Raw genomic sequence first — 14,666 nt, 5'->3', positions numbered from 1 at the left:
GCCGGCTATCGAGCAGTCATTCTCGACACGGGCACCAAACGGCCTGCAGCACACGCGCTTTACGACACGTGCAGTTACAAGAGAGCAGCCGGGTTTTCTATTTACAAGGATAGGCCCGGGAACCGGGCCTATCTGAAGGACCTACTGAGTGATTGCCCCGATCGACGCTTCGATGGATTCGAAGATGTGTGAATCGGTCTGCCGCTGCCAATCCGGCAGATCGTTCCAATCGGCGATGTAGGACGGCTTCGGGTCGGGAAAGTGCTTGTGGATCTGTCCGATCCAGCACAGGGCCACCCATCGGCCCTTCTGCTCAGGCGTGAGTTTGTTTGCGGCGCCGTCGGTGGCGGTCAGGAACTGGGCCACCTGGTCGTATACCGCGATCGCGGCGGCTTGTTCCCAGCCCGGCATGTCTTCCCACCCTGCGACGTAACCGGGTTTGGGCTCACCCGAGTAGTAGGTGCGGACGCCTTCGATCCAGGCGTTGCGGAAGATCCGGCCGCGGTCAGTGTCGTTGAGCAACGTCTCTCCTCGGGGTGGTCGTTGGCGACAGTAAGTATGCGATCTGCTCGTCGAGATTGCGGACGTGGACGTCGGCGAGCAAGGGGTGGAGGTGCTCGCGCAGGTCGTCCAGTCGGCGACCAAGGTATCCGGAATGTGTTCGGTGCGCCGTGTCGAGGGCGGCGTTGCCGAAGGCGACCAATTGCACCGGATCTCGCCGCAGTGCGGAACTCGCGGCCAGGTCGATGAGGACACCCGCCCGTCGGCGCGTAGATAGCGGCCGATCCAGCAGGGTCACCAGCGTGGTTTCGGCGCGCTCGTGCTGTCCGAGTTGGACCAGGCAATGGCCGCGTTCCTCGTCCAGCCGTGTGCCGTCGAAGCGTAACCAGCCGGTCAGCGTTTCGCGGCCCAACTCTTGCACACCTTGCGCGGACTCGGCGGCGCGTGCCCATCCGGCGGCGTCGCCAAGGCCGGCGAGGGCTTGCGCGTGTACAGCGTCGACCCAGTAGCGAGTGGCCAGTTGGGAATCACCTTGCTGCGCAAGATAACTGGCGGATTCCAGGAGCGGGATCGCGGCGGCGTACTGGTGGTTGTAGATGCCCAAGTAGGCGTGTCTGGTCAGCGCGCATGCCCACAGGTCGTGCGCGGCGGCTTCTTTTCCGAACGATGCGGCGAGGGTGTAGCAGGACGCTGCAGCGTGGTAGTCGTCGCTGTCGAACAGGATCTCGCCGAGCAGTTGCAGCGCCTCGCTGCTCAGTTCGTATAGGTGTGTGCGGACGTCGTTGTTGCGCGCGTGTCGCACACCGTCGATCAGCTTGTCGAGATGACCGCGAACCGCCGCGAACATCTCAGCTTTTGTTTCTACGGCGGAGTAATCCTGCCAAAGCGCTCGGTTGATGACTGTGTAGTGCTCGGCGGCGGTTGCGTCGACCGAACCTGTCCTCGTGGCCGCGACGATCCGACCCCAGTCGACCGGTGTCGCAAGCACAGCGCTGCCGACACCCAGCATGCTGAGAAGCGAACGGCGGTTCATGTCGTTGATCTCCATGAGGTACTGCGATTTATGCGGTGCGGGTGACCGCTTGGGACATTCACCAATGAGCTTAGGCGTCGGATTCGATGCCTCGGACAGGTTGTGCTCCCGGCGCAGCTCAGCGCAGCGCAGTTCGAAACGCGTGCGTTGGTCGACGGTCGTCCGAGCGAGGGTAGTGTCCATGATCGCGGCGTTCACCGCGCGCAGCGTCAGCGTCGGCCCCCGACGCTCCCACTTTCGAAGGGCATCGAAGCGCACACCGGTGAGTTCGCAGAAGCCGGTCCGGGTTTCCCGCAGTGCGTCGCGCAGAGCGCGCACCTCCAAGCCGGTCCATAAGAGTTGCACAGGCATCTGCACTCACCCCCGTACCAGTTCGTGTGAGAAGCGTACCCCCAAAGTGCCACCGCAGTGCCCCTATCGTTGCTTCCCGCATCGTCGCAAAACTGCGACCGTAGGAACACCGCATCACTGGCCAGGTCGATGGAATACCTAGCACAGCAGTGGTTTTCGTGCATTCATCTCGGCCTGATCGCTGGGTGACGCGCGTGCCCAGCGATGCGGCACCGGCGGCGAACCGACCGTTTCGTCGCCCCGCAACGGAGGTACCGGTGAGCATCCATCAACTGGTCGTGATCGGCTTCGACGAGATCGTCCGAAACAAGTACATGCCGTGCATCAAAGCGGCGATCGCCGACGGATACCTGGATTCATGGTCGATCGTCGATCTGGAATCTGAGCGAGAAGTCATCGAGGCGCGGCTCGTAGGCGCCGATCCACAACCGCGCATGAAATTGTTTGTCCCTGCGGACCGGGGAAATCCGACGCGGGCGCGTGAGACGGCTCGCTCGGCGCTCGGGTGCATCCGTCTGCCCGGTCTTCCCATGAAGGCATACATCGCCACCGAGGTGGGCTCGCACGAACAGTACCTTCGCCAATGCGTCGAAGACGGAATCGATTCCCTGGTCGAGAAGCCGGTGCTGGCACCGATGATCGGCGACCGCTTCGACCCGACCCTGATCTCGACCACCATGGCCGAGCTCATCGCAACCGCCCAGCGGCGCAAGGCTCACCACTCGGTGATGACGCTGAGTCGCTACCACCGCATCTATAACGATCGCGTCATCACGTCACTGCGCGAACGAATGCTGCGGTGGAAGTCGCCGCTGACCTCGTTCCACCTTCGGGCGGCCGGCGGTGTCTGGAACTTGGAACACGAGTTCGTCACCCGCGACGATCACCCGTACCGCAATGGCTACGGGATGCTGATGCACGGCAGCTACCACTACATCGACCTTGCAGTGCAGGTTCTCTCGCTGAACAGGCTGCTATTCCCCACTCGGCCGCTCCGACTACAGGTGTGCTCCTTCGGCGCCTACCCCGCCGATCAATGGCAGCGTCTGTCCCGCCCTGCCACCATGATGCTCGGCGGCGACTCCCGCTGCGCGGTTCTGGCGCGGGAGCCGCGCCGCTACGGCGAAACCGACATCACCTCCACCTTCCGGCTCGTGGAAGCCGAGACCGACACCACCATCACCCTGGGCACCTTGTCGTTCGAGCAGACAACACCCTCGATCCGGCATTGGACGACCTTCCCGGACGGGGTCTACAACAAAAACGGCCGCACCTCCAGCGTCGATCTGGAAGCGCAACTGTCGACCCTGTACTCGATGCATGTCACCTGCTACGACGTTCCCCGCGGGCCGGACGCCGACAAGATCGGCGCGGTCGCGGAGATCCTGACCCGCGCCAACGCTTCGTTGCTCACCGATGACGAATACGTCTCCCGGGAGACCCACGATGGGTTGTTCCACAGCGACAGCAACCGTGCACTCATGCAGAACTGGTTGCGCGGCACCGAAACTCGCAGCCGCCTCAACGGGCACTTCCTGCCAATGCGCGTTACCGAGGCGCTAGCCCTCTCACTACGCATTCCCGGCCAAACAGTCGAAATCGATGGATTCTAGGAGCCGCCGCATGTGCGTCGTTCGTTCCCAACATGAGCTCAGCGAGTTCTATCTCAACGTCCTCGCCGACGGCGCACAGACCGCTGAACGGCTCTGCGCGCCGGTCTCGGACCGGTTCGCGGGATTCCTCAATTCCATCGGCACCCGCACACCGCGCACCGCGTTGGAGCTGGGATATGGGATGGGCACCTACACCGTGGCATTGGCTCGCACCGGATTCGATGTCGTCACCGTAGACCAGGTGCCCGCTCGGATCCTGCGCTCACGGCTGGCGGGCTGTCCGGACTGGGCGCAGCGCATCGAGATCGTTGAGAAGCGGATCGAAAACTATTCCGTGACACAGCAATTCGGGGTGGTTGTCGCCAAGGACGTGCTGCATTACCTGCGTCAAGACCAGGTCCGGGCAGTGCTGACACGCTGCATCCAAACAGCACCCGACGGGGCCGCGCACTTCCTCGAGGTGTTCACCGACATCGGTCGAACTGACCGCCAAGGCCGCAGCGTCTTCATCGAAGACGAGGCCGCCTACACCGCCGGGATTTTCCGAGCGACCATCGAACACCTCTATATCGGCTGGAGCGTGCACATGGTGTTGACACCACACGCTGAACGCAACACCGACTCCCCACGAAACTACTTCGAGGCCAACCGAATAACCGTCTGCGCACGTCGCAACGCCGCCGATCAGGCGGAGAGATGAGCCAACTGTCCGGCCATGGAGTCAGCGTCATTCTGCCCTGCCACAACGGCGGAGATTTTTTGGCTGACGCCATCGAATCCATTGTCCAGCAATCGCTTTCCATCCCGCATGAGATCATCATCGTCGATGACGGCAGCGACGATCCTGCCGCAATTAGTGCGATCGAAGCCTCGACCGAGCGGGCCGGTGTGAGGGTTGTGCGGCTGCCGAGCAATCGTGGCGCCCAGGCAGCCCGTAACGCCGGGCTGGACGCTGCCCGCTTCGACTATGTCCTGCCCTTGGACTGCGATGACCGCCTCGCCACCGATCCCGCGCTGCTGGCTCACGGCAGTTTTCCCGAACGGGCGGTGCGGATTCTGGACTCGGCACCGCAAGTCGCGTTCGTGCACAGTTATTCGCGAATGTTCGGCGACTTCGACGGGCTGACGATCTCGGCGTACCCCTGCCATGAGCAGCAGCTGGTCCGCAAGCATCATGCGCCGATGTCTATCCTCTACCGACGCGCCGACGGCCTCGCCGCAGGCGGCTACGACCCCCGGATCCGCAAGTGGCAGGACTGGGCCTTCGCCATCGACCTGCTCGCCGCCCGGCACCGACGCGGCATCGCCAACGAGATCGACTGTGTGTCGGGGCCGTTCCACGAATACCGCATCCATCGGCGGTTCCCGCGCCTGTCCACCACACAGGTCAGCGAGCTGGCGATGACACAGATCGTGGTGGAGAAGAACCTGGACTACTTCCGAGCCGTGCTCGGTGACAACCGCCCCGCCGCCGAGCTCACCGCGTTCGTGTGCGCAAGCAAACCGGACCGGTTGACCGATCTGCTCCACATGGCAGCCGTCGATCTCGATCAAGCCCTCGTCGTGGCCCAACAGCGCCGAGCAGCCTGGTCCAGCCAGACCGATTCGCTGGGCATCCCATGACCGGACCGACCGGACCGCGGTCATCTCCCGGTCCCGGTCCGACCGGTGATGCGCAGGCAATATGCTGGGCGACTGTGACCGAAACCCACCCCCGCAACAGCATCGACCCCACAACCCTGCCGACGACGTTCGTACCGGTAGAGCTGGAAGGCGAGCTGTACGTACGGTGGGTAGACCGCGGTTACTTCAAGGCCGACGAGACCAGCGACAAGCCCGCGTACGCGATCGTCATCCCGCCGCCGAATGTCACCGGCCGCCTGCATATGGGCCACGCCTACGAACACACCCAGATCGACGCCATCACCCGCCGTAAACGAATGCAGGGCTTCGAAACCCTGTGGCAGCCGGGAATGGACCACGCGGGCATCGCCACACAGAACGTGGTCGAACGTGAGTTGGCGAAAGAGGGCCTGTCCCGTCACGACCTCGGCCGCGAGGCATTCGAGCAACGCGTATGGCAGTGGAAGGCCGAGTCCGGCGGCGCGATCTCCGACCAGATGCGTCGCCTCGGTGACGGCGTCGACTGGGACCGTGAACGGTTCACCATGGACGAGGGCCTGTCCCGCGCGGTGCAGACGATCTTCAAACGTCTCTACGACGACGAGCTGATCTACCGGGCCGAACGCATTATCAACTGGTGCCCGCGCTGCACCACCGCGATCTCCGATATCGAGGTCGACCACAAGGAGCTCGACGGCGAGCTGGTGTCGATCCGCTACGGCGACGGCGAGGACTCGATCGTGGTCGCTACCACCCGCGCGGAAACCATGCTCGGTGACACCGCGGTCGCGGTGCATCCCGACGATGACCGCTACCGCCATCTGATCGGCCGCGAGATTGTTCTGCCGCTGACCGGCCGCCGCATCCCGGTCGTCGCCGACGATCACGTCGACCCCGAATTCGGCACCGGCGCAGTGAAAGTCACCCCCGCACACGACCCGAACGACTTCGAAATCGGGCAACGACACAACCTGCCCTCGCTGACCGTGATGGATGACCGCGCGATCATCACCGCGGGCGGCCCGTTCCAAGGGCTCGATCGGCTCGAAGCCCGCAGCGCCGTCGTCGCCGCACTGCGCGCCGACGGCCGGATCATCGCTGAGAAGCGCCCCTACCAACATGCGGTCGGGCACTGCTCGCGCTGCGGGGCGGTCATCGAACCTCGACTGTCGATGCAATGGTGGGTCAAGGTCGAGCCACTGGCCAAGGCCGCGGGCGACGCCGTGCGCGATGGCCACGTGTCCATCCATCCACCCGAGTTGGCCAGCCGCTACTTCGACTGGGTCGACAACCTGCGTGACTGGAACATCTCCCGCCAGCTGTGGTGGGGACACCGCATCCCCATCTGGTACGGCCCCGCCGGCGAGGTGATGTGCGTCGGACCCGACGAGACCGCCCCCGAAGGCTGGGTGCAGGACCCCGACGTACTCGACACCTGGTTCTCCTCGGCGCTGTGGCCGTTCTCCACCATGGGATGGCCCGACAAGACCGACAGCCTCACCAAGTTCTACCCGAACTCGGTGCTGTTCACCGGCTACGACCTGCTGTTCTTCTGGATCGCCCGGATGATGATGTTCGGGCTCTACGCCACCGGCCAGCCGCCCTTCGCGACGATCGCCTTGCACGGCATGGTGCGCGACAAGTACGGCAAGAAGATGTCGAAATCCTTCGGCAACGTCGTCGACCCGATCACCTGGATGGACGCCTACGGCACCGACGCCCTGCGCTTTGCGCTCACCCGCGCGGCCAACCCCGGCACCGACGCCCCGATCAGCGAAGAATCTGTCGAGGGAGCCCGCAACTTCACCACCAAGATCTGGAACGCCACACGTTTCGCCCTGCTCAACGGTGCCACGACGACCGGCCCCATCCCGAGCCCGGAGACACTCTCGGCGGTCGACCGCTGGATTCTCTCGCGCCTCAACACCGTCATCGCCGAAGCAGACGCACTGTTCGATGACTACCAGTTCGCCAAGCTCGCCGAGTTGCTGTATCACTTCGCGTGGGACGAAGTGTTCGACTGGTACCTCGAACTGTCCAAGACGACCTACTCCGCGGGTGGCGCAGCAGCCGACGCCTCACGTCGGGTTCTCGGACATGTTCTGGACAGCCTTCTCCGCCTGCTGCATCCAATCGTTCCGTTCGTCACCGACAAGCTCTGGACCACCCTCACCGGGCAGGAATCCGTCGTCATCGCTTCCTGGCCAACAGATCCCGGCTATCGCGACCGCGACGCAGAATCCGAAATCGCCGAGTTGCAAGAGCTCGTCACCGAAGTCCGTCGTTTCCGCTCCGACCAAGGAGTACGCACCAGTCAGCGTGTACCTGCCGAGCTCGAGCTCACACCCGCATTGGCGGCACACGAGTCCGCGATCCGGCAACTACTGCGCCTCGAACCTGCCACGGCGAGGTTCAGCGCGACCGCGACGTTGCCAATCGGCCACGCACGAGTGAGTCTCGACCTTTCACAGGCTATCGATGTCGAAGCCGAACGACGTCGCTTGCAGAAGGCACTCGTGGCCGCCGAGAAGGAACTGGATACTGCGGCAAAGAAACTTGGCAACGAAGGGTTCCTGGCGAAGGCACCCGCTGATGTTGTTGAAGGAATCCGCGCTCGCCAGCAGACCGCGCAACAGGATGCCCAGCGGATCCGACGCCAACTCGAGCTCCTGCCGCAGTAGCCACCACCCGGTCGCGGATGGTCGCGATCCCCAGATAGCGGACCTTGCCGCCCGCCTTGGGAATCGCGCGCTGCCGGACCGGAAGACCTGATTTAGGACACAGTTTGATCTTGTGGCGGGCGGTAGGGCGGTGACCTGCGTTTTTGCTGCCGGGTTGGTGAAAATGTGTGTACTAAGTCGATCTCGTTCGTAGGGTTTCGGGGTGGCCTACGTGCGCACGGTGAAGACGGCTTCGGGGGCGACGGCGGTGCAGATCGTGTGGTGGTCGTCGCGGCGGGGATCACGTGATATCGAGCATGTCGGGTCTGCCCACGACGAGTCGGAACTCGAAGCTTTGCACGCTGCGGCATGCCAGCGCTTGGCGAACGGTCAGGGTGAGTTCGACCTCGGTCTCGGTTCAGCCGAAATACCCAGTGCGACATTGGAAATCGTTTCGTCCCGGGCGGGACATACGTGGGACGGTTTGTGCCGGGCATACCAGGTGCTGGGCTTGGATGACGCTGCCGGTGGTGACGAGGTGTTTCGGGATGTGGTGCTGCCGTGTCGACCAGCAGGGCGCTCGATCCCCGTGTCGACACCCCGATCCCGCTAGTTCGGCGACCCCGCAACGTCACCGCGCTGGGACCACCGTCTGCGACGCAACGGAGTCGCTGTCGCCGAAAGTGTCGATATCGCTGGTCTCACCGGCATGGACGGGCGAGCCGCTGGTGTGCAGACCTGTCCCGTTCAGGGCTGCCCGGCGGTCAGAGGTTCCCCGCCGTGCAGCTCCACCACCAACCGACGTCCGCCGAACAGCTGCGGCAACCGCGCTATGTCCTGCACACCGATGCGGGCGCCGCCCGGGGATTCCTTGCGTTTCTCGTAGCAGTAGAGACAGTCGATGTCGCAGGTCTCTCCGCGCAGCTTGAGGATGACCGACACCGCTGTCTCGGTTCCGGTTTGCATCATCGTCAAGTACGGGCTGTCGTTGTCCCCGTTCACAGGGCTCACTCCCAACCAGAATCGGTAGCTTGGTCTGGCTCAGTCGACGAGACGGCCGAGCAGAGCGCCCTGTCCCGATTGCAGGACGTGGGCGGCTTCGAGCGGAATCCAGAAGCATTCGAACCGTGTCGGCTCCTCCTCGCCGTCGTGGTCTTCCTGGCTTGCCCACCGGTCCGTCGCGTCCTGGCACAGCTCCAGCTCGAAGAAGTGCCGGTGCTGGATCTCGAACCGGTAGGGGCTGATGTCGTACTCGGCTTCTCCGAGCTTGCGTACGATCTTGAACTCCGACAGCCCGGTCTCCTCCCGCGCCTCGCGCAGCGCCGCATCCTCGGGCGTCTCCCCGGCGCGAATGCTGCCGGCGGGCACCTGGATCCCGACTTCCTCCCAGGAGAACCTCGGAAAGATACATCGATGGACAACCTCGGCGCAGAATAAAAACGCAGCTCAGACACCAGTTTCCAGGGGGCGAAGTACTCCAGCGCCCATCGTATAGCTCACTTGACGCGAAACCAGCTCGGCGGATGCAGACAGGTTGAGGTGGCGGTTCATCGCCATCGCCGCGTCGGCCAACTCGCCCCGGGCGAGCTCCGGGGCAGGCACTGCGTCAACGGCACTGAGCGCCTGGCCCGTCCGCGCTTCGTCTCGCTGCCCTGCCACCCGTATCCGTCCGTCCGAGTTTTCGCTCATGTCGATCGCTACCTGTGCGCGTCATGTGGTCCGCTGATCGCCGCCGCGCCACACGACACACCGTGGGGCAAGTAACAAAATCTGCCAGATCCGCTATTTGACCGGCATCGGCGCGGCAAACCCATCCGAGCCGGCCACCGCAGGGGGGCAATCCCTTCTGCCTCAACCAGATGAGGACAGATATGACGACACCACCGCCACCCGGGCATATGCCTCCTGGGTACCCACAACCCGGCCAGCAACCGTACAGAGCGCCTTACCCACAGACCGCGAAGAAGACGCCCGTCTGGCCGTGGATATTGATCGGCGCGATGGTCCTGTTGTGCGGCGGATGCTTCGGCATCGCCGGGATCGCCGCCAACAACTCATCCAAGAACGCAAACACCTCGGTTGCCGCCCCGGCTCCCGTCAATGCTCCTGCCCCGGTGAATGGTCAAACGTCAGCACCGGCAAAGGCGCCGGACAAGACGAAACCGCAGGCGGCCCCACTGGGTTCGGAAGTCCGCGACGGCAAGTTCGTCGTCACCAAGGTCGAAACCGGCCTCCCCACCGTCGGCACCAACCCCTACTTGAAGAAGGACGCCCAAGGTCAGTACGTGCTCGTGCACGTCACGGTCTCCAACACCTCGAACAAACCTCAGTCCTACTTCGGAAGCAACCAGAAATTGTTCGACATCCAGGGACGCCAGTTCACCAACGACACAGTCGCGGAATTGAATGTCAACGACGCCAACGTCATCGGCGCCGATATCAACCCCGGCAACAAGATCGACGTGGTCATCGTTTTCGACGTGGCTGCTGATGCTGTACCGGCCGAGATCGAGTTCCACGACTCGATGTTCTCCGGCGGCGTGCACGCTGGGTTGAAGTAGCCTCACCGCCGAAGGCCCGGTCCGAGCCTCCAGAGGATCGGCCCACAGACTCCCGGACGACGAAACTCCTTGTGATCAAGCTGGTTTCATTTCGCCGTTCGGGAACAGGCGCTAACGCGCGCAGGTTCCCCTGGCATAACTCTCGGAATTGCGCTCGCTGCCTCGAATTCGGGCAACTACGGTTGGTGCCGACGGTGAACGCGGAGGGGGCGGGAGTGGCCCTCTCGGTGCGCCCACGGAGGGTGTCGGCGAATTATCCACCCGCAGTGAGGAATTCCGCACCCGCTGGGCCGCCCACAATGTCCGCTTCCACCGCACCGGGCACAAGAAAATCCACCACCCGGTCGTCGGCCACCTCGGCCTCGAATTCGAGGCCATGGAATTCCCGGGCCACCCTGGCCTCACCCTACTCGTCTACACCGCGCCCCCGAACACCCCCAGCGCCGACGCCCTCAAACTCCTCGCCACCTGGTCGGCCACCGCCGACGCAACCACAGATCGTTCCCCGCAGACCCCCGTCGACTGAATCCAGCATCGCTCCCGTCGGTAGCACGCTGTTCCGCCGAGCCATCGAGCTCAGTACTACGTTCTGGGGCACCGTCAACGTCTGCGGCCTTGGCATGCTCAAACTCAGGCGCGACCTCTGGCCAGTCAGCACTTCGGCCGCCTCCAACCAGCGCCCGACATCGACTTCACGCCTTGCGACATTTGGCTTGCCCTGGTCGGCTGATCCGCACCACGCCGCCACGAGGCAATTTGAGCATCCAACCGCGACGCTGACCACATCCACCAGTTACGAATGCGCGGAGCCTGCCCTGCTGGTCCGCCACCGGCAGGACGATCAGTGGAGTGTGATGGCACTCTCGCCGCTGGCGAGGTCATCGAGGTCGACCGGACCGTGGACGTCAACGGTGTATCTGCCAAACGACGGCTCGAGATCGGAACCGTGAAGTGGCGCTATATCCTCGCTCCAGACACTGGAAAGCCAAATCCACGCCCCCGAATCTCATTCGCAAGTCTGGGAAAGTGATGCTGCGATGGCCGGTGGTCTCCTTGGTCTCTCCCATGGTTCCTTTGGAAATACCGACGCGAAGGACGCCGCGATCATCGCCGACCAAGCCCGGATGCGCCGGGACCTGCAGCCCTTGCGGGTCGGCGACGAAACCGCTGCCGAGCTGCGGATCCTCACCTCGCGTCGCACCGATCTGGGCTGTGACCGGACACGGGCGATCAACCGGTTGCGGGCCCAGCTGCTCGAATACTTCCCCGCTCTGGAACGAGCGTTCGACCTGCGTGCCAGCAAATCGGCGTTGATCCTGCTCACCGGCTACCAAACCCCCGACGGCATCCGCCGCCTCGGCGAGACCCGGCTGGCGGCCTGGCTGAAAAAGCACGGTGCCCGCACCAGCGCCCGCGTCGCCGCGACCGCGATCGCCGCGGCAAAAGCCCAGCGCACGACCGTTGTCGGTGAGCAGCTCGCCGCCGCGATGGCCGCGCGGCTGGCGAAGAGGTGATGGAACTCGACATCGAGATCGGCGAGATCGACGCGATGATCGAGGCCCGATTTCGCCGCCACCGCCACGCCGAAACGATCCTGAGCATGCCCGGATTCGGTGTTCTGCTGGGCGCGGAGTTCTTGGCCGCGACCGGCGGAGACATGACCGCGTTCGACAGCGTCGACCGCCTGGCCGGCGTCGCAGGCCTTGCCCCGGTCCCTCGCGATTCCGGGCGCGTCAGCGGCAATCTGAAACGGCCACGCCGTTACGGCAGGCGCCTGCTGCGAGCGTGCTACCTCGCCGCCCAGGTCGCGCTTGTTCACGACCCGGTCTCGCGAACCTTCTACCAGCGCAAGAAAGCCGAGGGAAAGAACCACACCCAAGCGGTCATCGCGCTGGCCCGCCGACGACTCAACGTGCTGTGGGCGAAAACGGCACCCCACACCGACCCGAAATCAGGGTCGTCGCGGCTTGACAACATCATTGAGAATCCCCCTCAGATCACCGCCCGCGGCTACCGAGGACAACCGAACCTCGTTCGCACCGATCTACATCCCTTTCCGCGCTGCCGCGCACATGCCGGCTCTGCCACCGACCCCGCCGGCAGTCTGCCGGGTCACGGGCTGGATCATGACCGATCCCGCCCACCTCGACCCGAGCGACCAGCGCAGCCCCGACGCGATCCTGGCCGCCAGTCCTGAGCTCGACTCTCTCGCCGGTCACGTCCGTACTTTCGCCACGATCATGGACGAGTTGCGCGGTCGAGAACTCGAAGGATGAATGACCGCTGTCGATGCCGATGACCAGCCAGCCCTGCACTCCTTCGCCCGCGGCCTGCGCCGCGACCAGGACGCGGTCACCGCCGGTCTCACCCTGCGTTGGAACAACGGAACCGTCGAAGGCCACGTCAACCGCATCAAGATGCTCAAACGGCAGATGTTCGGCCGCGCCAAACCCGATCTACTGAGGAAGCGAATCCTGCTCAGCAACTGAACAATACGAGTCAGCGTTCGCTGAGTAGGCCCGGGGCGCGGTGTCGGGATTGCTCCCGGTCCGTTTCCCCGGACCTCTCGCCGAACCCGCCGTGCGCCTCTCGAAGCAACGGGCTCTCCACGGTTTCTGCCGTCAGGCTGGTTGAAGGGTCGCCCATCGGTTGGGGATCGTGTGGCCGCGCCATCTGTAGCGGCTCACTGTCACGTTGCCCATATCGAACAACTCGGTCCCGTCCGCCGCCGTGATAGGTAGCCATCGCTCGGTGGCGGTGGTGTAGCGGCGGCGAATGTCCTTCCAACCCCAGCGATGCCGGGTTTGCAGCATCCGGATCACCCGTTGCCAGACAAAGTGCGCCAGCGCGGTGAACCGGTCCTTGGCCACGGCATGCTTGAAATAGTTGGACCAACCGCGCAGAATCTGGTTGAGCCGCGTGATCACGTAATCCAGACTCTGTTGCGACAGCCGATGGGTCAGGGCACGAACTTTCGTCTTCAGCGACCGGATGGGCCGGTCACCGATGAAGGTGTAGACGAACCACTTGTCCGAGCCACGCTTGCGACGCCACTGGATGCGGAATCCCAAGAAATCGACCCCGTCCGACAGGTGCCGCACTTGGGTCTTCTCTGCAGACAGCCGAAGACCCAGCGGTGCAAGCACTTTCCCGATCTGTTCGCGCATCGCCTCGGCATCGTGTTCGGTCCCGTGGACCAGCACGAGGAAGTCGTCGGCATAGCGGACCAGCCGCCACGTCGGCGCGCCTTTGCGGCGACGGTATGCCCGCTTGGCCTCACTGGCCATCGTTCCGCCCGGCTTCCACGGCGCCATCACCTGCTCATCGAGCACGCTCAACGCGATGTTGGCCAAAAGCGGTGACAGGATGCCACCCTGCGGAGTGCCGGTCATTGTGTCCTGATGCTCGCCGAGTTCGGTGAGAATCCCGGCTTTCAGGAACGCCTTGACCAGCGCCAGCACGCGTTTGTCCTTGACCCGCAACCGAACCCGGTCCATCAGGGCCGTGTGATCGATCCGGTCGAAGCATGCCTCGATATCCGCATCCAGCACCCACTGGTAGCCGCGGGTGGCGTAGTAGTGGATCTCGGCGATCGCGTCCTGGGCCCGCCGGTTGGGCCGGAACCCGTAGGAGACCGGCTCGAAATCGGCCTCGAAAATCGGTTCCAGTACCAGCTTCAGCGCGGCCTGAACGACCCGGTCGGTCACCGTCGGAATCCCGAGACGGCGCACCTTCCCCGACCCTCCCGGTTTGGGGATCTTGCGTTCCCGCACCGGCAGCGGCCGAACAGACCCGTCTTTCAACGAGGCTCGTAGATCGTCCAGAAACCCCGGAACCCCGATCAATTCCTCGACATCGGCGACGGTCATCCCGTCGACGCCGGGAGTGCGGGCTCCGTGATTGCCTGCGACCCGGTCGAACGCCACGATCAGCGTCGCCGGGTCGTGCACGAAGTTGAACAGATCGTCGAACCGGCGGCCGGGATCGGCCGACGCCCAACGGTGAAGCTTGGCCTGCATCTCCGATACCCGCCGGCGCGGCCCCGCAGGGTCCACCGGCGTGGCGTCACCGTTCGGTGGCGCATCTTTCGGCATTACAGTCTCCGTCCTTCTCGAAACCGCTGCCGCCCTTGGCCATGTGACCGGCTTTCCCGGCCTCGGACTACTACGGCGGCTCCGCCCCACCCGACCCGTTCAACGGTCGGTGCGTCTATCCCCGAGCGGCGCAACCGGATCGCCGCGCCGTCGAGGAGCCTGACCGGGTGGTTCCCGTGTTCACTGTGATTCGCTCGACGAAGGAGGAGCCCAACTGTGTCCCTGCGGCA

General features: G+C 64.1%; 11 protein-coding genes and 3 pseudogenes. 9 read left to right on the top strand and 5 right to left on the bottom strand.

What is annotated here, in order from left to right; genetic code table 11:
- Positions 1–141: 141 nt before the first annotated feature.
- Both ACHQ4I_RS08820 and ACHQ4I_RS08815 read right to left on the bottom strand, forming a co-directional pair.
- The gene (locus ACHQ4I_RS08820) at positions 142–522 is read right to left on the bottom strand and encodes a hypothetical protein (RefSeq protein ID WP_420771197.1); all 381 of its coding nucleotides are present in this window, start codon (positions 520–522) and stop codon (positions 142–144) included.
- Entirely contained in the window at positions 506–1,885 is a 1,380-nt protein-coding gene (locus ACHQ4I_RS08815; RefSeq protein ID WP_420771196.1) for an NsdA family TPR-like regulatory protein, read from the bottom strand. Before ACHQ4I_RS08815 ends, ACHQ4I_RS08820 begins: the two co-directional genes overlap by 17 nt.
- Before the next feature lie 257 nt (positions 1,886–2,142).
- Here ACHQ4I_RS08815 and ACHQ4I_RS08810 point away from each other — a divergent pair, with 257 nt between their 5' ends.
- The 5 genes and pseudogenes from ACHQ4I_RS08810 to ACHQ4I_RS08790 form a co-directional block, all read left to right on the top strand.
- Positions 2,143–3,498 carry a Gfo/Idh/MocA family oxidoreductase gene (locus tag ACHQ4I_RS08810; RefSeq protein ID WP_420771195.1) on the top strand — a complete coding sequence of 452 codons (1,356 nt, stop codon included), beginning with the start codon at positions 2,143–2,145 and terminating at the stop codon, positions 3,496–3,498.
- 10 nt (positions 3,499–3,508) lie between these two features.
- On the top strand, positions 3,509–4,198 hold the full coding sequence (locus ACHQ4I_RS08805) for a class I SAM-dependent methyltransferase (RefSeq protein ID WP_420771194.1): 690 nt from the start codon (positions 3,509–3,511) through the stop codon (positions 4,196–4,198).
- Positions 4,195–5,121, top strand: coding sequence for a glycosyltransferase family 2 protein (locus tag ACHQ4I_RS08800; protein ID WP_420771193.1), 927 nt, complete (start codon positions 4,195–4,197; stop codon positions 5,119–5,121). Before ACHQ4I_RS08805 ends, ACHQ4I_RS08800 begins: the two co-directional genes overlap by 4 nt.
- Before the next feature lie 74 nt (positions 5,122–5,195).
- Positions 5,196–7,802, top strand: coding sequence for a valine--tRNA ligase (locus ACHQ4I_RS08795; RefSeq protein ID WP_420771192.1), 2,607 nt, complete (start codon positions 5,196–5,198; stop codon positions 7,800–7,802).
- A 202-nt stretch (positions 7,803–8,004) separates the two neighbouring features.
- Positions 8,005–8,340, top strand: a pseudogene (locus ACHQ4I_RS08790) (IS1634 family transposase); the annotation flags it as partial.
- Positions 8,341–8,528: 188 nt separating this feature from the next.
- Here ACHQ4I_RS08790 and ACHQ4I_RS08785 read toward each other — a convergent pair.
- Both ACHQ4I_RS08785 and ACHQ4I_RS08780 read right to left on the bottom strand, forming a co-directional pair.
- Positions 8,529–8,783: a hypothetical protein gene (locus ACHQ4I_RS08785; RefSeq protein ID WP_420771191.1), complete on the bottom strand. Its 255-nt coding sequence runs from the start codon at positions 8,781–8,783 to the stop codon at positions 8,529–8,531.
- 39 nt (positions 8,784–8,822) lie between these two features.
- Positions 8,823–9,188 (bottom strand): NUDIX hydrolase, encoded by a 366-nt coding sequence (locus ACHQ4I_RS08780; RefSeq protein WP_420771216.1) that lies wholly within the window; start codon positions 9,186–9,188, stop codon positions 8,823–8,825.
- Positions 9,189–9,652: 464 nt separating this feature from the next.
- Between ACHQ4I_RS08780 and ACHQ4I_RS08775 the strand changes: the two genes are divergently transcribed.
- From ACHQ4I_RS08775 to ACHQ4I_RS08760, 4 genes and pseudogenes are all read left to right on the top strand, one after another.
- Entirely contained in the window at positions 9,653–10,342 is a 690-nt protein-coding gene (locus ACHQ4I_RS08775; protein ID WP_420771190.1) for a DUF4352 domain-containing protein, read from the top strand.
- 148 nt (positions 10,343–10,490) lie between these two features.
- On the top strand, positions 10,491–10,868 hold the full coding sequence (locus ACHQ4I_RS08770) for an MmyB family transcriptional regulator (protein ID WP_420771189.1): 378 nt from the start codon (positions 10,491–10,493) through the stop codon (positions 10,866–10,868).
- Positions 10,869–11,403: 535 nt separating this feature from the next.
- Positions 11,404–12,281 (top strand): annotated as a pseudogene (locus ACHQ4I_RS08765) (IS110 family RNA-guided transposase); the annotation flags it as partial.
- A gap of 367 nt (positions 12,282–12,648) precedes the next feature.
- Positions 12,649–12,831, top strand: a pseudogene (locus ACHQ4I_RS08760) (transposase); the annotation flags it as partial.
- A 132-nt stretch (positions 12,832–12,963) separates the two neighbouring features.
- On the opposite strand, the gene ltrA reads toward ACHQ4I_RS08760, so the two are convergent.
- Positions 12,964–14,526 (bottom strand): group II intron reverse transcriptase/maturase, encoded by a 1,563-nt coding sequence (gene ltrA, locus ACHQ4I_RS08755; RefSeq protein WP_476445387.1) that lies wholly within the window; start codon positions 14,524–14,526, stop codon positions 12,964–12,966.
- Positions 14,527–14,666: the final 140 nt, after the last annotated feature.

The organism is Nocardia nepalensis, from assembly GCF_048910785.1.
In the GTDB taxonomy this organism is placed as follows: Bacteria; Actinomycetota; Actinomycetes; order Mycobacteriales; family Mycobacteriaceae; genus Nocardia; species Nocardia nepalensis.
The sequence above is the reverse complement of the archived record's forward strand: the minus strand, read 5'-3'. Positions and strand labels throughout refer to the sequence as shown.